Source organism: Aneurinibacillus aneurinilyticus ATCC 12856 (genome assembly GCF_000466385.1).
Classification (GTDB): domain Bacteria; phylum Bacillota; class Bacilli; order Aneurinibacillales; family Aneurinibacillaceae; genus Aneurinibacillus; species Aneurinibacillus aneurinilyticus.
In genome coordinates, this window is the sequence record NZ_KE952817.1 from 1 (window position 1) to 20372 (window position 20372).

General features: G+C 45.5%; 20 protein-coding genes. 7 read left to right on the top strand and 13 right to left on the bottom strand.

Annotated features, from left to right (window positions below; translation table 11 throughout):
• The 5 genes from HMPREF0083_RS29050 to speE all read right to left on the bottom strand — a co-directional run.
• A partial coding sequence (locus tag HMPREF0083_RS29050; protein WP_209421084.1) for a hypothetical protein occupies positions 1-211 on the bottom strand: 211 nt, incomplete at its 3' end.
• Between the two features lie 291 nt (positions 212-502).
• Positions 503-2173: an arginine--tRNA ligase gene (gene argS / locus HMPREF0083_RS15025; RefSeq protein WP_040302963.1), complete on the bottom strand. Its 1671-nt coding sequence runs from the start codon at positions 2171-2173 to the stop codon at positions 503-505.
• A gap of 11 nt (positions 2174-2184) precedes the next feature.
• Positions 2185-2634, bottom strand: a complete 450-nt coding sequence (locus HMPREF0083_RS15030; protein ID WP_040302965.1) for a YwiB family protein — start codon at positions 2632-2634, stop codon at positions 2185-2187.
• Between the two features lie 184 nt (positions 2635-2818).
• The gene (gene speB / locus HMPREF0083_RS15035; protein WP_021622372.1) at positions 2819-3685 is read right to left on the bottom strand and encodes an agmatinase; all 867 of its coding nucleotides are present in this window, start codon (positions 3683-3685) and stop codon (positions 2819-2821) included.
• Positions 3686-3697: 12 nt separating this feature from the next.
• Complete coding sequence (gene speE, locus HMPREF0083_RS15040) at positions 3698-4528, bottom strand: polyamine aminopropyltransferase (protein WP_021622373.1); 831 nt, start codon at positions 4526-4528, stop codon at positions 3698-3700.
• Between the two features lie 350 nt (positions 4529-4878).
• On the opposite strand from speE, the gene HMPREF0083_RS15045 reads away from it, so the two are divergent.
• The gene (locus HMPREF0083_RS15045) at positions 4879-6903 is read left to right on the top strand and encodes a transglycosylase domain-containing protein (RefSeq protein WP_021622374.1); all 2025 of its coding nucleotides are present in this window, start codon (positions 4879-4881) and stop codon (positions 6901-6903) included.
• A gap of 211 nt (positions 6904-7114) precedes the next feature.
• On the opposite strand, the gene HMPREF0083_RS15050 is transcribed toward HMPREF0083_RS15045, so the two are convergent.
• From HMPREF0083_RS15050 to HMPREF0083_RS15065, 4 genes are read right to left on the bottom strand one after another with little or no spacing between them, the layout of a single operon-like run.
• Positions 7115-7612 carry a YwhD family protein gene (locus HMPREF0083_RS15050; RefSeq protein WP_021622375.1) on the bottom strand — a complete coding sequence of 166 codons (498 nt, stop codon included), beginning with the start codon at positions 7610-7612 and terminating at the stop codon, positions 7115-7117.
• A 19-nt stretch (positions 7613-7631) separates the two neighbouring features.
• Positions 7632-8936, bottom strand: a complete 1305-nt coding sequence (locus tag HMPREF0083_RS15055) for an HD domain-containing protein (protein WP_021622376.1) — start codon at positions 8934-8936, stop codon at positions 7632-7634.
• A gap of 15 nt (positions 8937-8951) precedes the next feature.
• Positions 8952-9899, bottom strand: a complete 948-nt coding sequence (locus tag HMPREF0083_RS15060; protein ID WP_021622377.1) for an RluA family pseudouridine synthase — start codon at positions 9897-9899, stop codon at positions 8952-8954.
• A gap of 33 nt (positions 9900-9932) precedes the next feature.
• On the bottom strand, positions 9933-10700 hold the full coding sequence (locus HMPREF0083_RS15065; RefSeq protein ID WP_021622378.1) for a sporulation protein: 768 nt from the start codon (positions 10698-10700) through the stop codon (positions 9933-9935).
• A gap of 178 nt (positions 10701-10878) precedes the next feature.
• Between HMPREF0083_RS15065 and HMPREF0083_RS15070 the strand changes: the two genes are divergently transcribed.
• From HMPREF0083_RS15070 to HMPREF0083_RS15080, 4 genes are all read left to right on the top strand, one after another.
• Complete coding sequence (locus HMPREF0083_RS15070; RefSeq protein ID WP_040302968.1) at positions 10879-11295, top strand: universal stress protein; 417 nt, start codon at positions 10879-10881, stop codon at positions 11293-11295.
• Between the two features lie 80 nt (positions 11296-11375).
• Positions 11376-11498 (top strand): hypothetical protein, encoded by a 123-nt coding sequence (locus HMPREF0083_RS29790; RefSeq protein WP_021622380.1) that lies wholly within the window; start codon positions 11376-11378, stop codon positions 11496-11498.
• A 178-nt stretch (positions 11499-11676) separates the two neighbouring features.
• A complete protein-coding gene (locus HMPREF0083_RS15075; RefSeq protein ID WP_021622381.1) occupies positions 11677-13521 on the top strand; it encodes a cation:proton antiporter domain-containing protein in 1845 nt (614 codons plus the stop codon).
• Positions 13522-13835: 314 nt separating this feature from the next.
• Positions 13836-14120, top strand: coding sequence for a spore morphogenesis/germination protein YwcE (locus HMPREF0083_RS15080; RefSeq protein ID WP_021622383.1), 285 nt, complete (start codon positions 13836-13838; stop codon positions 14118-14120).
• 90 nt (positions 14121-14210) lie between these two features.
• Here HMPREF0083_RS15080 and HMPREF0083_RS15085 read toward each other — a convergent pair whose 3' ends face one another.
• Complete coding sequence (locus HMPREF0083_RS15085; RefSeq protein WP_040302970.1) at positions 14211-14435, bottom strand: YuzB family protein; 225 nt, start codon at positions 14433-14435, stop codon at positions 14211-14213.
• Positions 14436-14598: 163 nt separating this feature from the next.
• Positions 14599-14949 (bottom strand): DUF3905 domain-containing protein, encoded by a 351-nt coding sequence (locus tag HMPREF0083_RS15090; protein ID WP_021622385.1) that lies wholly within the window; start codon positions 14947-14949, stop codon positions 14599-14601.
• A gap of 154 nt (positions 14950-15103) precedes the next feature.
• On the opposite strand from HMPREF0083_RS15090, the gene asnB reads away from it, so the two are divergent.
• The gene (asnB, locus tag HMPREF0083_RS15095) at positions 15104-16948 is read left to right on the top strand and encodes an asparagine synthase (glutamine-hydrolyzing) (RefSeq protein ID WP_040302972.1); all 1845 of its coding nucleotides are present in this window, start codon (positions 15104-15106) and stop codon (positions 16946-16948) included.
• A 95-nt stretch (positions 16949-17043) separates the two neighbouring features.
• Here the strand turns inward: asnB and HMPREF0083_RS15100 are convergent, their stop codons facing one another.
• Positions 17044-19071 carry an FAD-dependent oxidoreductase gene (locus tag HMPREF0083_RS15100; protein ID WP_021622387.1) on the bottom strand — a complete coding sequence of 676 codons (2028 nt, stop codon included), beginning with the start codon at positions 19069-19071 and terminating at the stop codon, positions 17044-17046.
• 425 nt (positions 19072-19496) lie between these two features.
• On the opposite strand from HMPREF0083_RS15100, the gene HMPREF0083_RS15105 reads away from it, so the two are divergent.
• The gene (locus tag HMPREF0083_RS15105) at positions 19497-20045 is read left to right on the top strand and encodes a type 2 periplasmic-binding domain-containing protein (protein ID WP_021622390.1); all 549 of its coding nucleotides are present in this window, start codon (positions 19497-19499) and stop codon (positions 20043-20045) included.
• A gap of 91 nt (positions 20046-20136) precedes the next feature.
• Here the strand turns inward: HMPREF0083_RS15105 and HMPREF0083_RS15110 are convergent, their stop codons facing one another.
• Positions 20137-20352 carry a hypothetical protein gene (locus HMPREF0083_RS15110; protein WP_040302973.1) on the bottom strand — a complete coding sequence of 72 codons (216 nt, stop codon included), beginning with the start codon at positions 20350-20352 and terminating at the stop codon, positions 20137-20139.
• Positions 20353-20372 lie beyond the last annotated feature (20 nt).

Sequence of the window (20372 nt, forward strand, 5' to 3'; positions counted from 1 at the left end):
AGACAAGGTGCGCAAACAAATACACCGCATAGCCGACAACCGCAAAGAATACAATAAGGTTAATTAGCGGCAATATCTCCATTGGTTTCTCACTCCTTCTTATCCGCAAAATAATCTGACTATGGCGAAAAATATTTATATTTATAATAGCACGTTTCCGCCTCTTTGTGAATGACTGTTCAGTCAGATGTATTTCACAAAATAAAATCACACTCCTATAGTGAATATTCTATCTCTTTTTTTGTTTTCCTGCTATAAAAAAAATAACCCATATAAAAACTTGTCACTGCTTTCTATATACATCTGGTTTGATAAATCGACAAACTTTTGTGGTAGGAGGTAGGAAAAGACGGAAGGGCGGTGGGTGGGCACGGTCAGAAAAAGATACACTGGCCTTTCTTCTGCCAGAACGCAGGGCGCAGCCAACCTCTTCTTTTTTCCGAATTTCCTACTTCCAACCACATTATCATGTCAAAATATCAAGTGTAACTTATATAGAAATCTACATACGCTCTGGTGCGGATACGCCGATGAGACGCAGCGCGTTAACAATCGTAATCTGTACGGCTTTCATCAAGGCTAGGCGCGCATGTGTAAGCCCTTCATCTTCAGTAATTACACGCTCTGCGTTGTAGAAGCTATGCAGAAGCGAAGCCAATTCATGTACATAACGCACAACACGGTGCGGAGCGAGCACTTCTGCTGCACCTGCTACTTCTTCTGGGAATGCGCCCAGATGCTTCAACAGGTCAATTTCCTTCTCACTCCCCACGCGGCTGAAATCCGCTTTTGCCATATCCAGTGCAATCCCTTGCTCATCAGCCTGACGAAAAATGCTGCAAATACGCGCATGTGCATATTGCACGTAGAAAACAGGGTTTTCATTGGATTTAGATACAGCAAGGTCCATATCGAAGTCCAGGTGCGCATCCTGACTCCGCATCGCAAAGAAGTACCGGGTCGCGTCGGTGCCGACTTCTTCCATCAAATCACGCATTGTAACAGCTTTACCTGTACGTTTAGACATTTTTACCTTTTCGCCGCCCTGATACAAGCTAACCATCTGATTAATCAGCACGACCAATTGCTCAGCTTCATGTCCAAGGCACTGCATTGCTGCTTTCATCCTTGGAATATAACCATGGTGGTCAGCGCCCCAGATGTTAATAAGCTGTTCGAAACCGCGGCTGAACTTATTTTCATGATACGCAATGTCAGGTGTCAGGTATGTATACGTACCATCTTGCTTAATCAAAACCCGGTCCTTATCGTCGCCAAAGTCAGTCGAGCGAAGCCAGGTTGCCCCATCTTTATCATATACATATCCTTTTTCGCGCAGGGTCTCTATGATTTTTTCGACTGCACCAGTTTCATAGAGCGATGTCTCACTAAACCACTCGTCGAATTTCACACGGAAATCGGCAAGATCGATTTTGATTTTCTCCAATTCTTTATCGCGACCCCAATTACGGAAAAATACGAAACGCTCCTCCGGACTCATCTTCGCATATTTATCGCCGTCTTTTTCAGCCAATTCTTTTCCGAATTCAATGATATCCTGACCATAGTAGCCATCTTCCGGCATCTCCATATCCTGACCAAGAGCCTGAAAATAACGTGCTTCAAGAGAACGGGCCAAGTTCACAATCTGATTGCCTGCATCATTAATATAGTATTCACGGGATACATCATACCCCGCCATATCAAGCACATTACATAGCGCGTCTCCGAAAGCAGCACCGCGGGCATGACCCAGGTGCAGGCTTCCTGTCGGATTAGCACTAACGAATTCGACTTGCACCTTCTTCGCTTTTCCTGAATCTGTACGGCCATACGCTTCTCCTGCTTCAATAACCTGAGCGATAACGCCGGTAAGATAGCTATTGTTCATATAGAAGTTAATGAAACCGGGACCTGCAATCTCAATCTTGGAAATACTGGCTGCCTGCTTATCAAAGCCGGATATGATTTCTTCAGCAATCTGACGCGGATTTCTGCGTGCAATACGCGTTAATTGCATCGCTACATTCGTTGCGTAGTCGCCATGCTGTTTATCCTTTGGCAACTCCAGTGCAAAGTCCGGAATTTGCTCCGCTTCGACGATACCTGCCGCTATGACGGCTTGTTTAATCTGCTCAATAATTTTACTTTTGGTTTGTTCTACTACACTCACAATAATCCTCCTTAATATGTATTGCATGATAAGCGGGTAAGCCGGCACTGTACCGTATATCGCCCGATGTTTTGTTCATTCAAATGCAAATCGTATACCCAAACTGCTGCCGTAAGGTATCCTTCTTCATCATAATGAAGTCGGATATCCCTCGTATCAGTATCCATCGACATCTCACCCGCCAGACTGACATACGAACCACTCGTTTTTATGCCGGGACGGTATGATTGGCGCATCGACACAAGTCCGTTACGAATGACGACAATCTCATCTTCCTTCACTTTAACGGTTGCATTCGTTTGTCCCTCTTCTTCCTGTTCAATATACTTTATGTACCAGGTTCCGTTCATAAAATAAAGCTGCCCCGAATAGGCTGCTTTGTGTATATCGGAGGGGGACGTTCCAAGTGAAGACTCGCTGATTAGTTCAATGCTAACTTCCTGCACGGGAGGCTTGCCCAATTGTATCACCTGAATATTTCAATTTCTGTTATCCCTCTATTCTACGAGATATCGCTAAGCTGACGCAAGACAGGCCTTCCCTTTTCCTGCTTTTCCTTATTATTAAGAAAGTAGATGTGGCTTTCTTATCCACTAAAGGAAAAGTGCGGCCCATCTATAGACCGCACTCCTCTTATTCATCACTTTACTTTACCATTGTAAGGATAACTTCACGAATCATCTTGGATGCAAGAATTTGCGTTCTCTCGGATTGGTCAAGCACCGGTGCTACCTCCACCAAATCAAAGCCGACAATGTTAAGCTCGGACAACAGGTAGATGGATTCAATTGCTTCAGCAGATGTGATGCCGCCCGGTTCAGCCGTTCCTGTTCCCGGAGCGAATGCCGGATCTACCGCATCAATATCATATGTGACGTATACCGGACGCCCTTTCAATTCCTCAAGGCATTCTTTTAGCGGCTCAATTACTTTGAATTTATGAAGATGCATACGCTCCTTCGCAAATTCGAATTCTTCCTTCAATCCAGAACGAATACCAAATTGATATACATTCTCCGGCTTTACATAATCAAGTGCTCGACGGATAATCGCGGAATGAGACAGCGCTTCACCCTCCATCTCCTCACGTAAATCCGTATGGGCATCAATATGGACCACTACTAAATCAGGATATTTCTCGGCCATTACTTTAATCGGAGCCAAACTGACGAGATGCTCACCACCAAGCCCGATTGGGAATTTGCCATCAGCTACAATTTTACGTACGTATTCTTCGATAGCGTCTAGGCTGCGCTGTGCACTACCGAACGGGAGCGGGATATCGCCAGCATCGAAGTACGGCACCTCGCCCAATTCGCGGTCGGCATATGGGCTGTAGTCCTCCAAATTAATTGACACCTCACGGATACGTGTCGGACCGAAACGGGAGCCAGGACGGAAGCTGGTCGTCCAATCCATGGGCATGCCATAAATAACCGCCCGAGCGTCTTCATATGTGCTTTGCGCTTCAAAGAACGCATGACCACTATAAGATGGATTGAAAAAGTGCACGCTGACTCCTCCTTATTTCACTAAATCTTCCACGAATTTTGGAAGTATGAACGACGCATGATGCAGACGCGGCGTATAATACTTCGTTTCACGCTCTGGAATGCTGTTTACGTCAACAGCTTCCGGATCATATTTCTTCGAACCGATTTGGAATATCCACATACCGCTCGGATATGTCGGGATGTTGGCATAGTACGCTTTTGCAACCGGGAAAATTTCTTTAATATCTTTGTTAACTTTACGGATCAAGTCAGCTTTGAACCAAGGATTATCCGTCTGAGCGACAAACATGCCATCCTCTTTCAACGCTTCATAAATCCCCTGATAGAAGCCGCGTTCGAACAGTGGAGCCGCCGGTCCGACCGGTTCTGTAGAATCAACCATAATTACATCGTATAGATTTTTACTTTTAACAATATGCATAAAACCGTCATCTACTTTAACCTCTACGCGCGGATTATCGAGTTCACTAGCAATTTCAGGAAGATATTTCTTGGAATACTCAATAACTTTGCCATCAATGTCAACGAGCGTAGCTTTTTTCACTTTTTCATGTTTCATAATTTCACGAATTACACCGCCGTCTCCGCCGCCGACTACCAGCACATTTTCTGGATTCGGGTGTGTATTCAAGACCGGATGGGCCACCATTTCATGGTAAACGAATTCATCCTTCTGCGATGTCATAACCATACCGTCTAAGAACAGCATGTTGCCGAATTCTTCTGTTTCCACCATATCAAGCTTTTGGAACTCGGTTTGTTCTGTATGTAAAGTTTTATTGATTTTAATCGTAATACCAAAATTCTCGGTTTGCTTCTCTGTAAACCAGAATCCACCCATTGTTTCCAGTCTCCTTTCACTTCCTGCACTTTTGTAGGAAGCAATGTTTTTTGCAAGCAGTCTCAATGATAATTATCTAAAACAAGTAAATTATATAGGACTCATTTCAAAAAGCAAGCATTCATTTTTTTATATTACCCAAACTTTACGATCTTCCTAAACACTTTGAGTTAAAATAATCAAACTTTTGTGGTAGGAGGTAGGAGAAGACACACTGGCCTTTCTTCTGCCGGAGCGCAGGGCGCACCAACCTCCTCTTTCTCTTCACAAATAATGCGCACGTATAGATTTTACTAGATTTCCCTATACTAATACTGCAAGATAGTAGAAGGCATAGGGAGGTCTTCACATTGGAAATCAAACAGGAGGAGCAGCTTATCCGCTGGCTGCGGATCGCTGGAAAAACGGCACGCTGGCTGCTCATCACACTGGTTGTTCTGGCAGCGTTGCTCTCATTATTCGTTCTGTATCTGCGTTCCCAACCGCTGCCCAAAACAGATATTAATGAAACAACCACGATTTACGGGGCGGACAATGCCGTTATCGCAACTCTTTATGAAGGGGAAAATCGCGTTTTTCTGCCGCTTGCGCAAATTCCTAAATACGTACAGCAGGCATCTATCGCTATCGAGGACCGCAAATTCTATGAGCACCCCGGCTTTGATATAAAACGTATCGCCGGAGCGGCACTGACAGACTTGCGGCATATGTCCAAGGTAGAGGGTGCCAGTACAATTACGATGCAGCTTGCCCGTAATTTGTACCTTAATCATGACAAAACATGGATGAGGAAATACAGGGAAGCATTACTCACCATTCAACTAGAATTAAATTACACCAAGCCAGAGCTTCTCGAACTATACTTGAATCAGATTTATTACGGTCATGCTGCATATGGCATTCAGGCCGCTGCTAAAACGTATTTTGGCAAAAATGCAAGTGATTTGACACTGGCCGAAGCAAGCATGCTGGCAGGTATCCCGAAAGGTCCCCGTTTTTTCTCGCCTTTCCTCAATATGGAGGCCGCCAAAAACAGGCAACGCATTGTATTGGATATGATGGTAAACGAGCAGTATATTACGCGCGAGCAAGCAAATGAAGCATTCGCCCAGTCGCTCACATTCGTTTCACCAGAGGATGGTAAAGGAAAGACGATTGCACCTTACTTTCGTGATTATGTAGTTAAACTGGCGAAAGAAAAGTATGGTTTAGACGAAGAAGCAATTGAGCATGGCGGGCTGAAAATTTATACAACACTTGATCCGGCCATGCAGCAAAAAGCAGAAGCAGCTGTACAGAAGTATTTACCGAAAGACCGTGATCTACAGGCGGCACTTGTGGCAATCGAACCGCAGACCGGTTATATACGTGCAATGGTGGGCGGACGCGACTATACGAAAAGCCAATTCAACCGTACAACGGCTCGCCGTCAACCTGGCTCCGCGTTAAAGCCCGCACTCTATCTGGCCGCACTGGAAAACGGATTTACGCCACTAACGAAAATTAAGAGCGAACCAACCGTTTTTACGTTAGGTAATAATGAGACGTACATTCCGAAAAATTACGGTGATCAGTATATGCATGACTATATTACGATGGGCGAAGCCATTGCCCGTTCGGACAATATATATGCTGTGCAGACCCATCTAACCATCGGCCCTGACAAAATGCTGAATATGTCTAAACGATTAGGGATAGATTCACCGCTTCAGCCGCTGCCTTCGCTTGCACTCGGCAGCAATCCGGTTATGCCGCTAGAGATGGCCCGCATGTTTGCAACAATTGCCAATCAAGGACAAAAAGCCGAGCCACTCGCTATTCTGCGCATTCTGGATAGAGAAGGCAAACCGCTGGTAGAGACACAGCCCGAGGTACAACAGGTAATCAGCAGAGAGAACGCCTTCCTGCTAACGCATATGATGGAAAAAGTATTCCAGCCTGGCGGAACCGGTCAACGAGTACGCAGCCAGCTGCACCGGCCTGTTGCCGGGAAAACCGGAACAACCGATTATGACGCATGGCTTGGAGGATTTACGCCACAATTGGCTGCTGCTGTCTGGGTCGGATATGACGATAACCGCAAAATTGACAGCTTCGCCGACGCACGTCAGGCCGCACCTATTTGGGCCAGCTTTATGGAACAGGCGCTCGCCGAAAAACCAGCCTCTGTCTTCCCGGTTCCGCCTGGGGTTGTCCCCATATATGTCGATACAGGAAGCGGAAAACTGGCAAGCCAGGATTCTAAACAACAGGAGCTAATGTATTTCATTCCCGGTTCAGAACCGAAGGAATACTATGAAGCACCAAAAGCGGAGAAAAAAGAAGAACCCAAGAAGGAGAAGTCATTCTGGGACAAGCTTAAATTCTGGAACTAGGGAGACAGACAAAACATTTTGTCCTTGCCTCCGCATTGTAAAAGGGGAAGCCGAACGTGTTCGTTCGCTTCCCCTTTTACGTGTCCTAGTAATAGATGTGTATAATATACGTTTTCATTTTAGCCCAGTCTCAATACGGCAATCAATAAACGACTGAAAATTTCACATTCCGTTCACTTTTGCCCTTAAAACTTTAAGTAAGCAAACCTCGCTATGCCAGTTTCTCTTTCAACTCTTCCGGAGAGTTCTCCCACAGCTCCGGCTTATGGGTTTCCAGTAGTTCACGTAGATTTTGCTTTTCTTTTTCGTTCATACCATCCAGGATAAAGCGACGTTTCATAGCGTAATCCATCTTGTTGACATGATCAGCAAGAATCTTCCATCCACGACGCGCTTCTCTATCGACCAGCATCTCGCATGCCGTAACGCCTGCATAGTACGCACCCTTCTCACCCATATCCGTTGCAACCCACACAAGCCAGTAACGTTTTCCGTTTGGCACATCTTCTTTATTCATCGAGAATTTTATGCCTTTTTCCACCGCGCTCTTGGCATGAAGAGCGCCGATATCAATTACGGCCTCCTCTTCGTTTACAATAACTGATGATACATTGCTTAAATCGATCATCCCTGCACCGTAGCCGCCATGCACCTGATTTTTGTTGCTGATAATATTAAAACCGCCCTGTTTGCCTTTAAATAAATCCATGCTTATAAAAACCTCCTCTTTATCCCGCCTGAACGCGTAAACGTCGCTTAATCTCTTCCACAATATTCGGATCGCGCGTACCGTCTTCAAGAAAATCAAGCGGATAATATAGCTTATGATCATACTGCCGTTTCCCGGAAATCGATTCCACAATAACAGAACGCTTCGATAGCTCTACCAGACTATCATCGGGCATCAGCAAATATATCGGCGTTCGCTCTCCATCTTCACCGCTTCGATAAACATCATACGGCAAATCTGAAGGAGAATCCACTCCTAGATAATACGCCGGATTAATGCCAATCGCATGGAACAGTTCATCAATCTCTCGCTTCCATTCCATACTTTCTACCTTCTCCGCATACTCTACATATTTGAACAGGCGACGGTTTACAAACCGCTGCGCTAAATCCCGCAAAATCTCGTCTTTCTCATGACACCACTCATTCATATAGAACATCACTGTCGATTCGTCAAGCGCTAAATATTGCTCCAGTGTAATGCTCTGTTCAAATAGAGGAATAAAATGAACGGGCTGCCACTGAAACGTATACCCAGCCTGATACAAATCCCGCGCTCGCTCGAATAGCTTGCGAAGAATTACCTCCGCGCTGCGCGTGACCCGGTGAAAGTATACTTGCCAGTACATTTGATAACGAGCGGCAATATAATCTTCCACCGCATGCATACCCGTATGCTTGACGACAAGCTTGTCTCCATGCGGGCGCAGCACACGCAGAATGCGCTCAATATCAAAAGAGCCATAGTTTGTTCCTGTATAGTACGTATCACGCAGCAAATAGTCCATCCGGTCCGCATCAATCTGACTTGAAATAAGGCTTGTTACGAGTGGATTTTCATATGTTTTTCCGATTACCGCCGCTACCTTATGGGGAAAATCGTTAGATACGCCACGTAGGATACGATTGACCTGCGTATCCCCTACCAGAATACGCCGAGTCCAATCCTCATGTTCCGTGTGAAATACCTTCTCGAACGAATGTGAATACGGACCATGCCCAATATCATGAAGCAGTGCAGCACTCAGACACAGCAGCCTCTCTTCCTCACAGAAGGAAAAAAGAAGGCGCTGTTCAAACTGCGCCAGAAGTCTGCGCATAACTTCATATACGCCCAAGCTATGGTTAAATCGACTGTGTTCCGCTCCATGGAACGTTACATAAGAAGTGCCAAGCTGGCGTATCCGCCGCAGACGCTGAAATTCGCCTGCGCCAATTAAATCCCAGATAAGCCTGTCCCGCACATGAATATACCGATGCACAGGGTCTTTAAATACTTTTTCTTCTCGTAATCGTCCCACCATCTGTACCCCTCCTACTTACGTTTGGCGGAGCCGCGCAAGTAAGCGCTCCATGTCTTCCGGCAAAGGTGCCGTGCATTCCTGTCTTTTCCCCGTTACCGGGTGATCAAACTCCAGCCGTGCCGCATGCAATGCCTGCCTCCGCACCTCTTCAACTCTTACACCTCCATAGAAGGTATCACCCACAAGCGGAAAGCCCAAATGGCTGAAATGAACCCGTATCTGATGTGTGCGTCCAGTTTCCAGTTCCACCTCTACAAGAGAAGCTCCTTCATCCAGAATTCCCGGCACAGCAGGAAAGCATTCCATTACCCGGTAATGAGTCACTGCCTCATCTCCACTTTCATGTACACGACGGCGAGTCGGGTGGTGAGAATCACGGGCAATCGGCCCGGTAATCGTATCCGTTTCTCCCTCCGCCCCCGGGTGTCCACTGATTAGCGCAAGATACGTACGTCGAATCGTGCGTTTACGTAGTTGTTTATCCAGCAACTGATGTATAAATGAATTACAAGCGATAAGCACCGCACCGCTCGTATCCTTATCCAGCCGGTGAACAGGCCGGACAGCGCGCGGCTTCCCTCCTTGTTTCCAGTAATAGGCGATACCATGTGCCAACGTATGGTTTTGCCCCTCTTTTACCGGGTGCACAGCAAGGCCGGATGGTTTATTCACTACTAATACCGCATCATCTTCATACAATACAGAGATGTTCATCTCCACCGGAGACAAGGTCGTCTCAGGTGCATCAGCGATAAGCAATCGAATCCGATCTCCCGGCTGTATCTTTTTCTTTAGAAACGGCTGTTTCCTGTTTAAAAATAAACCCTTCTTTCTTGTGAGCCGCTGAAGCATCCGCCCCGACACACTAAGTCTCTCTTTCAATATTAATTCCAGCGGCAGCCCTGCATCCGCTGCTTCCGCCTCGTATTCCAGCCACTTTCCGTCAATTTTCCATGATGCCATATTCTCACCTGCTTTTCGTCTCTGACCGTGTCTTTATCCCCGCGCTAACACTTGGCGTATCCGCATCTCCAGCTCACCTGGAACTACACCGCTCTGTCGATTGATGCTGAATCGTACATAATGCTCATCCAAATCAAGCATCTCTTCAAAGATGCCTCGCAGACTTGCGGCTCGTTTATCTACTTGCATCAGTACATCCACTCCTTCCGGATGTACATCGAAAATAAGTTCAATTTCATCCAATTCACTGCGAAATTGCCCTGTCGGTTTAAATTCGAATTCTTGCACAAAAGGCACCATCCGGTGAATATGCTTTTTATACTCACAAGTCCCGCTCCCATGCGAATGGCGAAAGCCCATGCTCTCTACTTCGGCCAGCAGCTGAGCGACAAGCGGGTCTGGCAACACCGTCACAACATCCGTATCTTTCGGATCTACCGCCATATCAATATCCAGACCTGTGCTCAAATACACGTTCTGCCGCCCGAATGACATCGGGGAATGATATGGTACGCGCAATTGAAATGGTAATGCTTTCTTCTCACCTGGTTTAATTAGCAAAGAATCCGCAACACGATAGGAGGCTAATATTTCTTTATGTTTTGTTTTGGAGTCGTTCGCTTCTTTATAGTATTCCGTATATAAATACATATAAATCTGCGAGATCGATTGCTCAGCGTTTCCTCCCTCGATATGTACCTCCCCCTGCAATTCTCCACCGGGATATGCTCTCGACTCGGATAGACGGGCATCAACCTTAGCCGCTCCAATTCCAAAACTGGCAAGAAATTTATTTAGCATCGTGCTTCATCCTTCCTAAAATATATCGGTACAGGTATATACGAAGTCCAATATATAAAAGATTCATGAAGATGTATTCTGCGTTGAGGGCGTCTTTCCCTTTCACCGTCGCTACTTTTGACGTACCTCACGTACAAGCTATACAATAAACTAAATGACACATACTGGAGGAATGAACATGTACCGCCATATTTTACTTGCCTATGACGGATCAGAACACGCAAAGCGTGCAGCTAGAAAAGCAGCAGAAATCGCCGGACAATTCAAGGCTACCGTTACTGTAGTTACTGCCTACCCAAAATCGCCTTCCCATATTCTCGGTGCTGAACCAATTACCGCGGAAGAGATGGAAGCATACTGGGAAGAAAAAGCAGCAGAAACCGCTGACTTATTCTTGAACTACGGTACGTCCTTTAGCAAAGTTGTACGGGCAGAAGATCCGAAAAGCCTCATTCTCGATACAGCAGAGGAACTGGATGTCGATCTGATTATTCTTGGCTCACGCGGCTTGTCCAATTATGCACGCCTTATGCTCGGCGGAGTCAGTCAAGCAATTACCCAACATGCTGGATGCGATGTGCTTGTGGTAAAATAAGGAAGTTTCAATCTCCTTTTTTCTGTGGAAATAGCTTTTAAACAACACCACGCTACCACAAGATAAAGGAGCGATATAAAATGAATAATAAACTGGAGACATTTATAGAGAATTTAAATAGGCTGGAAGATGAAAAAGAACGAAAACACCAGGCAATGCATCTACTACTGGCGGCTATTGTGAACGAACCGATGGAGCACTAGCGCAACAATAGTTTCTGATGGTATCCATGTCTTTATTTCGGTGTATACACATATGTAAGACTTGTTTCATTTTTACACATAATTACGAAATAAAGAGACCAGCACATTCTTTCCCGGTGTTGGTCTTTATCGTATTATATGAGTTTATTACATCACAAATTTTGAAAGGAGTGAGCGGATGAGCGAAACAGCGCATTCCCCGATTTCTTTACTAATCGTTATCTCAGTTGCCTTTCTTGTTCCCATTTTGCTGCAGCGCCTGCGCTGGACGATGATACCTGTCGTCGTAGCGGAAATCCTTGCTGGAATGGTCCTCGGCAAAAGCGGAATAAACATCGTGCAGGAAGACAGCTGGCTTGCGATTCTTTCCTTGCTTGGCCTTATTTTCTTAATGTTTTTAAGTGGACTGGAGATTGATTTTGATGCTTTCTCGCAAAAGCGGAAAGAGAAATCAAATCCATTCATTATCGCTTCGATCGCATTCCTTCTCGTTTTTGGGGCTTCTTTTCTCGTCTCACTCGGACTGAAAGAGCTCGGTATTATCAAGCAGACGTTTTTCATGACGCTGATTATCTCCACGATTTCCCTCGGTGTCGTCGTGCCCGTTTTAAAAGAGCGAAAGATTACAGAGACGCCGCTTGGACAGACCATTCTGCTTATCGCGGTTATTTCCGATTTTGTAACGATGATCCTACTGGCTGTTTTCGTCTCACTTCAATCGAATAATTCCGCTCAATCTCTGCTATTGCTCGTGTTATTTGCCGTTGCTTTCGTGCTATACAGGATTCTTCGGCACCTCCGACAGGCGCCTATTCTCGAAAAGCTATCCACAGGTACGGTACAGCTCGGTACACGTGGTGTTTTCCTGCTGATTATCTTGTTTGTTGCTCTGGCAGAAAACATGGGTGCTGAAAACATTATTGGCGCATTTCTGGCTGGTGTCATTGTATCCATGCTGGCGCCCCGCAAAGAATTTGTACATCAACTGGATGCATTCGGATACGGATTTTTAATTCCGATTTTCTTTGTAATGGTTGGCGTAAAGCTTGATTTGTGGGCACTGCTCCAAGATCCTAAAGTATATATTTTCATTCCATTGCTCCTGATATCCCTGTACGTTTCCAAAGTGACTCCGCTGCTTATCCTGCGCAGGTGGTTCAACTGGAAAGAAACGCTCGGTTCAGGTATGCTATTAACCTCAACGCTCAGTCTTGTTATTGCCGCGGCCGCTCTAGCGCTGGAAAAAAATATGATTGACCAGTCATTGCATGATGGACTCATTCTGGTTGCCATTCTCTCCTGCTTCATATCGCCTGTCGTCTTCAACAGGCTCGTTCCTATAAAGGACTCGTCTACTACAACCTCAGTAGGAATGGTAGGATTGAATGTAATTACGATGCCTGTGGCACTGGAGGTACAAAAGGCGGGCTTTGATGTAGAGTTGTATACACAACAGAAACAGATCAAAGAAAATAAGGATGTCATTCAAAACAACGAGGTATTCTACAATAAATTCCAAGCGATTAAGTTCGTTGATGACTTTACTGCAGAAACCATGGAAGCACAAAAATTTTTTGAGCGTGATATTCTTGTATTTGCCTCAAGCGACGACAACATTAATATGCAGCTTGCCCTTCATGCCAAAAGCTGGGATGAAAAACAAATCATCGTGCGGATGGAAAACCCGGAACGGCACCATGAAGTACGCGAGAATGGATTTATTCTCTTCTCTACCCTATTCTCAACCAGTACGCTACTGAAGGCACAAATCGAGGCACCGAACGCCATCGACTTGATCGCCCGGGCTGAGGATGCCATGCAAACGCTCATAGTGGGTAACCGACATTACCATGAAGCAAAGCTAGGACAGTTGCCTTTTCTTGGGGACGCGCTTATTCTGCGCATTTATCGCAACAACGACTCAATTATTCCACACGGGAATACACGCCTGCAGCTTGGCGATCGCCTGCTCGTGACCGGTTCGTTGGAAAGCCTCTCTTCTCTGGAGACTGAGCTGTCATAAACCATAATAAGAGAACAAGGGTGTTGATTATCCAGTACGATCCAAAGCGGATAATCAACACCCCTGGCATCCATAGATGGATAATTAACAAGTGCATTAAGAGAATTTTCTTTTTCCGACTCCGACTTTTTGTTCATTGGGATAATAAACAATTTTTCGTATTTTTGTTCAAAATAATTTAAATTTTTCGTATTTTATTGTATGATATAATTAACAATTTATCCTCATACCACACACTGTAATTGTCGCACTTTATTATCAGCAGGTTTGGAAGCGGTTTCTTCTGCAGCAAGTGAAAAAAGGAGGAAACAGATATGGACTTACTGATTATCAACCTTGTATTCGCAAGTGTGGCACCATTTTTATTCTGGCGCTTTGGCCAGAGGGCGCTAGCGATTTTGCAAGTGCCGTTCGTTGTTGTGATGTGGGCACTGCTGCCAGAGATGATTCCATTAAGCGCTCCTAAAGCGGATTCTACTTTCTTATGGTGGGCTTTGTTTTACTTTAATATGGCCTTCGCGTACCTTGCCTTAGGCATGGGACTGTTCCGCTGGGCACACCGTTTCTGGGCAGGAGAAAAAGAGAAGGAAAGCGCATAACGTGAATACACATACGTAAGGAGCATACAACCTCTCAGCTGAGAGGCCATATGCTCCTTTTTATTACAGTGTTTTCATCGTCTTCTGTATTCACCTTGCCAGATACTTTTTCACCTTCTCGACTAGCTGATCTTCTGTCGGTGCGGTAAGATAGCGACCATTCACTACTGCAAAGTGCTTTTTAAAGCCAATGCCGCAGTAAGACTGGCAACCAAGTTCCACATCAGCCGTCGCATCAATTTCTTTTAGCCGGGGTACCAGCGTTTTTATATTAATCATTTTACATTCATCGCATACACGAAATTCATTACTCATAGCATGTGTTCCCTTCTTTACTCCATACTGCCGGTTTACCGACATACATAATGTCTAATTTTCATAATAACACATTTTCTTTCGCTTCTGCACTGCTGCTTTGGCTCGCTTTCTTAAGCAAAATAAAAATGCGGTGAAGCATACAGCCCCACCGCGTTTTTATTTAGTCCTTACGATAGCTAACATCCTTGCTCGGATGCATAAATTGCCCGCTCTGTGGAATGTACCCTTCCTCAAGCAACGCTTGATTCTCCGGCGTATTCCATCCGATATCATTTGTTGGATGCACCCACTGATCCCCTGCCATAATAACTGGATCCACATCTTTACTCCAATTATTTAACGGAGAATTCGCGGAATCATAAAAACTGTCGCCAATAACAACTCCATATTGGTTTACAAAAGGCTTCTCCAGTTTCTCGTCCGCTGCTGCCCGTTCCGGTGCATCGATTTGATGCGGCATAGCGGTATCCGCAGGCTCTTCGCCGATGTGTTTCTTACCCTGGTTTTCCATTCCATCGTCTCCTTGCTGAACTTATATTATCTCCTTCTATTGTTTACCGTTTTTCCTCCCGTTACTCTATCTGTTTTTTTCGGGCCAGGCACCCATTTGCCTGTGCCAGGCATAGTGTATTACTGGGTTATGATTGAGAAGTGGAGGGATGATTATGTGCGGAATCGCAGGGTGGATAGATTGGCAGGCCGACCTTAGCGGGCAAAGCGCCATACTTAAAGATATGGCCAAGTCGCTCGTTCCCCGTGGTCCTGACAGCGAAGGAATCTGGACATCGCCGCACGCTGGCTTTGCCCACCGTCGCCTGATAGTGGTCGATCCTGAAGGCGGTACACAGCCAATGAGCCGGACGTACAACAACGAGACATACACGATAGTATATAACGGAGAGCTATACAATACAGATGATTTGCGTAACGAATTATTGGAGCGCGGATACCGTTTCTCTACTACATCCGATACGGAAGTTCTGCTTGTTTCCTACATCGAATGGGGAGCGGAGTGTTTGGAGAAACTTAATGGTATTTATGCTTTTGCAATTTGGTCGCACAAAGCCGAGAGTGTATTCCTCGCCCGCGACCGTCTAGGCGTCAAACCTTTGTTTTACACACAGCAAGGCTCAAGCTTTATTTTCGGTTCGGAGATTAAAGCATTGCTTGCCCATCCGGCAGTAGAACCGGAGATTAGCAAGGAAGGGTTATGTGAAATCTTCGGTCTAGGTCCCGCTCGTACACCGGGGCATGGCATATTCAATAATGTGTTCGAGTTGCTGCCTGCCTCATATTTATTGCATACACGCCACGGCATGAAGACAAAACGCTACTGGTCCCTGGAAAGTCATGCCCATACTGATAATCTGGAGACCACTATCGCTACTATCCGCCATCTGCTTGGCGATAGCATTACACGCCAGCTTGTAGCGGATGTACCTGTCTGCACTCTCCTGTCCGGTGGACTTGACTCCAGCGCTATTTCCGCATTGGCGGCGCAGGCGTTTCGTGAACGCGGCATGGGTCCGTTGCACACCTTCTCCGTCGATTATGTAGACAATGACGTATATTTTAAGCCGAATGAGTTTCAACCAAATGCCGATGCTCCCTGGGCCAAGCGTGTCTCGGAGCACATCAGCTCCATTCATCATACGATTTATTTCGATACTCCTCATCTGCTTGAATCTCTGCCTGCCGCACTGCATGCGCGCGATCTGCCAGGCATGACCGATATCGATGGTTCCCTGTATTTGTTTTGCGGAGAGATTAAGAAGAAAGCGACCGTAGCTTTATCAGGCGAGTGTGCCGACGAAGTGTTCGGGGGATATCCATGGTTTCACAGAGAAGACGCACTCTCTGCTACCATTTTTCCATGGGCACGTAATCTAAATGAGAAAATGAAGTTCTTCTCTTCTGCTCTTCATGCAGAAGTAAACCTCGAATCCTATGTGAAGGAACGGTACGAAGAGGCGCTCGATGAAGTTCCCCGTCTAGCAGGAGAAGAAGGCCTTGCAGCACGCATTCGTGAAATGTTTTACCTGAATCTGACACGATGGATGCCGACACTGCTAGATCGCAAGGATCGCATGAGTATGGCGGTAGGTCTTGAGGTACGCGTACCGTTCTGCGATCATCGCCTGGTCGAGTATATGTGGAACGTGCCCTGGGCCATGAAAACACATGGCGAGAGGGAAAAAGGCATTTTGCGCCAGGCACTTCACGACGTACTTCCGAACGACGTACTCATGCGCCGTAAAAGTCCTTATCCGAAGACGCACAATCCTTCTTATCTAGCAACTGTACGAGACAGGGCGCTGGCTGTTCTGAATGATGAGTCCTCGCCCATTCTGCCATTCATTAATGTGAAAGCCGTAAAAGAATTTGCTAGTCTGGACCTGTCATCCATTCATATGCCATGGTTCGGCCAATTGATGAATGTTCCACAATTCTTCGCATACTTGGTGCAGGTCGATATGTGGATGCGAACATATAAAATAACTGTAAAATAACATGCCAGTAAAGAAAAACAACTGTATCCGAAAAGAGATGAGCAAGACGGATTCCGCTTTGCTCATCTCTTTTTATGGTATGCTGCTTTATGCGATCATTCGAACGTTATGCGACCTGCCTTCAGTACCTCGATATACCAGCCGATAAGGTGTGCAGCTTCTGCTTTAATAAGCAGGCGTTCATCAGGTACATTCGCTAACGCTTCAGGAGATAGCAGGCACATCTGTTTCGCTTGCTCCCACGCTTCATCATCCGACGGGGGCGCAGCCATAATTGGCAGCAGCATCGACCTTGTTGCATCATTGCGCCCGACTTTATCCGTTGTATCAGTAGACAGTCTCTCCAAACGGCTCTGCACCTCTGACCGATTCCACTCATCACGCGCATATCGGTAAATTGATTCTTTTACCATATAGGCGATTTCCGCAGACGTTATATAATCCTCGGGTGTATGCCCAAACCAGTTAGGGTCACGCGGATTTTCGGGGTTTCCGTAATACGGGAACACCACACCCGAGTTATATGCATACAACCAGTAATTAAACCACCATTGACTATCTACACCATGCGGAACCTGACCCGAGTAGCTTGGTATGTCCGTCCACCCGGTAATGTTATGCGGGTTTCCGTATATGACATGATAATACGGCTGATTGAACTGCACCAGGTCTTTAAGATATGCATCACGCATAGCCCCATCCCTGTGCACCTGGCGCGGGGTCATTTTCTGCTCTATCGCAAAGGTAGCCAAAGCGCCCGCTGCCTCAGCCACACTCATGCCTGTTGGAATTACACGGGCAGAAGACATGGCGATTGTGGTATAGCCAGACGAACGCCCTGCTACCGTTAGATTATCCAATCCTACTGGAAGAATAGTAGACATCGGGATACTATAGGACGCCGGATTATCGTTGCCATAATCCCATGGTCTGCCGTAATGAGAATGATCAAAGCCTTTTACTTCCGTATAGGCAGAGGAAAGCGCCTCATTACGATTATACGCCTGAACATCCAGACCATAGCTTCCCTGTGCAATTGCATCATTGTACCAATTGCTCATAAGCGCATCCTCGCCTGTAAGCATGTAATCTGTTTTAATATGACGCGTTTCCCGTACATAAAGTTCGGGTGCCCAATCGTCTGGAATATAGGCTTTTTCAAATCCGGGCAAATTGGCTTTGCCGGTAGACGGATCGGTTTCCTTCGCCCAGGTAATGAAGTTCTGTGCTTCGCGTTTTCCACGGGCATAGCCTTCATCATAAGAGCATGGATCTAGCGGATTTACGCCCCAGATAAGCAATGCATTAATGAACACCCACTCTTGTCCTGCGGGCTTACACATGTTAGGATTACGCACAAACGTATCCGGCTCATGTTCCAAATCTGTATTAAGACTAAACTGATGCTCTATCTTGTTGCGGAAGCCGCCATAGTGACTGCTATCCCCGATTGTCGGATCGGCTACACCAGCATTCCCGGACACCGTACGCCATGTTTCCCAATCTACATCTCCTACTTTAAATTCCAAAGAAGGCGGCTGCCACCGCTCAGGCGCTCCGATGTCACCCTGTCCGATCGTATACTCAGCACCGGCTTTCACAGCAAAGTCCGCATCCGCCGAACCATCCACGAACTGCTCTGCGTTGATTTTGATATTCATTGTGCATGATACAGCAACACCTATGCTTATAATTGTATTTCCAGATTTCATAACCTCAATCAATCCGGCATTATCATAGCGGGTAATATTGGGATGGGAGGCTAGCCTATCAAACGCAGCTCGCGCTTTCTCTACACTTAAGGAGCGGTAGAATGTTCCATTGCTTGCATCCTCCCACCACTCTTGAAAAATACCCTGGGCAGCAGTATCAAGCTTCTCGGGCTTTTTAACCTCACCGGCTACTGGTGGTATATCCAGATAGGTAAGCCAGCCGCGTGTAATGAGCTTGCCCAGTTCCGGGTCAGGATTTACTAGCGCTACTCTACTACCACGACGAGCAGCAGCTGCTGCTGCTGCAACTGCTTCCGGATCGCCGCCATATACTACTACGTCGTAAGTCGCTTCGCATTCATACATATCTGCTGTAATCATCTTCTTCGCTTTACCGGTAGATGTAGTCATTCAATCTCTCCCTTCCGAATTATTCCAATATATATACATCTGGTTTGATAAATCGACAAACTTTTGTGGTAGGAGGTAGGAAAAGACGGAAGGGCGGTGGGTGGGCACGGTCGGAAAAAGACACACTGGCCTTTCTTCTGCCGAAACGCAGGGCGCATCCAACCTCTTCTTTTGTCCGAATCTCCTACTTCCAACCACGCTACCATGTCAAAATATCAAGTGTAATTTATATAGTACAAGTATAAAACTATACCAAAAGGATTTTTATGTAAAGGTAATATTTGGTTAATATTCTTGATTTTCATGTATGTTCATACCGATTATGTACTTAGTGCCGTGCCTGTATCCTTGGATTTGGAAATTTCAGAAGGATTTCAACGATTGATATGGAATTATTTAGTAATTAAAAATTAAGGAGAGATGAGATGAAGTATATAGGATTGATTTTGTTCTTTTTCATGCTTGTAGGATGTTCAGAGCAGCAAAGTCTGGGAACGATAAAAGCCTATAACGGAGAAGTCATTAGAGAAGATCCGACAGATACAATTGTAATGGAAGATAAAGAGTATCCAATGCGTGGAGAAGTCGGCGACTTTACAGTTTTTGATGCTGATTTTATAGCTGGAAAGGAACAGACCCACACTTTTTATATCTGGTTCGGCAACAAAAATATAAATAAACAGTTATTACAGCAAGACGAGATCGTGGAGTGGAACGAATCCGCAAGTGACGAGAAGCAGAAGGCATTGGGAAAACAAATAAACTTCACGGCTATTGAAAGTGAAACGTTTGAAAAACAGAATATAGGTACCGGCATTATTGAACCCCTAAGTGAAGAAAAAGAAAACTTTCCTCTTGAAACTACAGCGGCAAAAGTTGTAACTACAATATCAATTCCTTCGCAAGGTGTTTGGAAAATAGAAGGGAGCATCGATGGACAAAGCATAGGAGATGTTACAGTTAAAGTTAACTAATGGATTGTTGTTTTGCATCTTTTCGCTATGACTGTTTGTATAGCATTTCTACGCCTGATAATATCTCTATCCAAAAACGAATAGAGGCTCTCTATGTGAACTTTATAGGCTTACATATTTCCATACAGCTGGTTGTTACTTTTCGTTGTATCCACATCGTGAAATTCTCTGTTTCTTTGTAAAAATGAATCGTTTTATAAATCTCGATTAACGCTTGTTGGGCTGCCAATATTGCATCATCTTTATTTTTCAGCACATAATGGGCGGTGCGATAGACCAAGCCTTCAATTTCCTGTGAACTACCCACCACTTAAAACCTGACGATTT

Excerpts from the sequence above, each read along its gene's own strand:
- HMPREF0083_RS15050 (WP_021622375.1), bottom strand. The coding sequence starts at position 7,612 with ATGGATTTATTTAAAGGCAAACAGGGCGGTTTTAATATTATCAGCAAC.
- HMPREF0083_RS29790 (WP_021622380.1), top strand. The coding sequence starts at position 11,376 with ATGAATAATAAACTGGAGACATTTATAGAGAATTTAAATAGGCTGGAA.
- HMPREF0083_RS15105 (WP_021622390.1), top strand. The coding sequence starts at position 19,497 with ATGAAGTATATAGGATTGATTTTGTTCTTTTTCATGCTTGTAGGATGT.
- HMPREF0083_RS15085 (WP_040302970.1), bottom strand. The coding sequence starts at position 14,435 with ATGAGTAATGAATTTCGTGTATGCGATGAATGTAAAATGATTAATATA.
- HMPREF0083_RS15100 (WP_021622387.1), bottom strand. The coding sequence starts at position 19,071 with ATGACTACATCTACCGGTAAAGCGAAGAAGATGATTACAGCAGATATG.
- HMPREF0083_RS15075 (WP_021622381.1), top strand. The coding sequence starts at position 11,677 with ATGAGCGAAACAGCGCATTCCCCGATTTCTTTACTAATCGTTATCTCA.
- HMPREF0083_RS15060 (WP_021622377.1), bottom strand. The coding sequence starts at position 9,899 with ATGGCATCATGGAAAATTGACGGAAAGTGGCTGGAATACGAGGCGGAA.
- HMPREF0083_RS15080 (WP_021622383.1), top strand. The coding sequence starts at position 13,836 with ATGGACTTACTGATTATCAACCTTGTATTCGCAAGTGTGGCACCATTT.
- HMPREF0083_RS15090 (WP_021622385.1), bottom strand. The coding sequence starts at position 14,949 with ATGGAAAACCAGGGTAAGAAACACATCGGCGAAGAGCCTGCGGATACC.
- HMPREF0083_RS15070 (WP_040302968.1), top strand. The coding sequence starts at position 10,879 with ATGTACCGCCATATTTTACTTGCCTATGACGGATCAGAACACGCAAAG.
- asnB (WP_040302972.1), top strand. The coding sequence starts at position 15,104 with ATGTGCGGAATCGCAGGGTGGATAGATTGGCAGGCCGACCTTAGCGGG.
- HMPREF0083_RS15065 (WP_021622378.1), bottom strand. The coding sequence starts at position 10,700 with ATGCTAAATAAATTTCTTGCCAGTTTTGGAATTGGAGCGGCTAAGGTT.
- speE (WP_021622373.1), bottom strand. The coding sequence starts at position 4,528 with ATGGGTGGATTCTGGTTTACAGAGAAGCAAACCGAGAATTTTGGTATT.
- HMPREF0083_RS15055 (WP_021622376.1), bottom strand. The coding sequence starts at position 8,936 with ATGGTGGGACGATTACGAGAAGAAAAAGTATTTAAAGACCCTGTGCAT.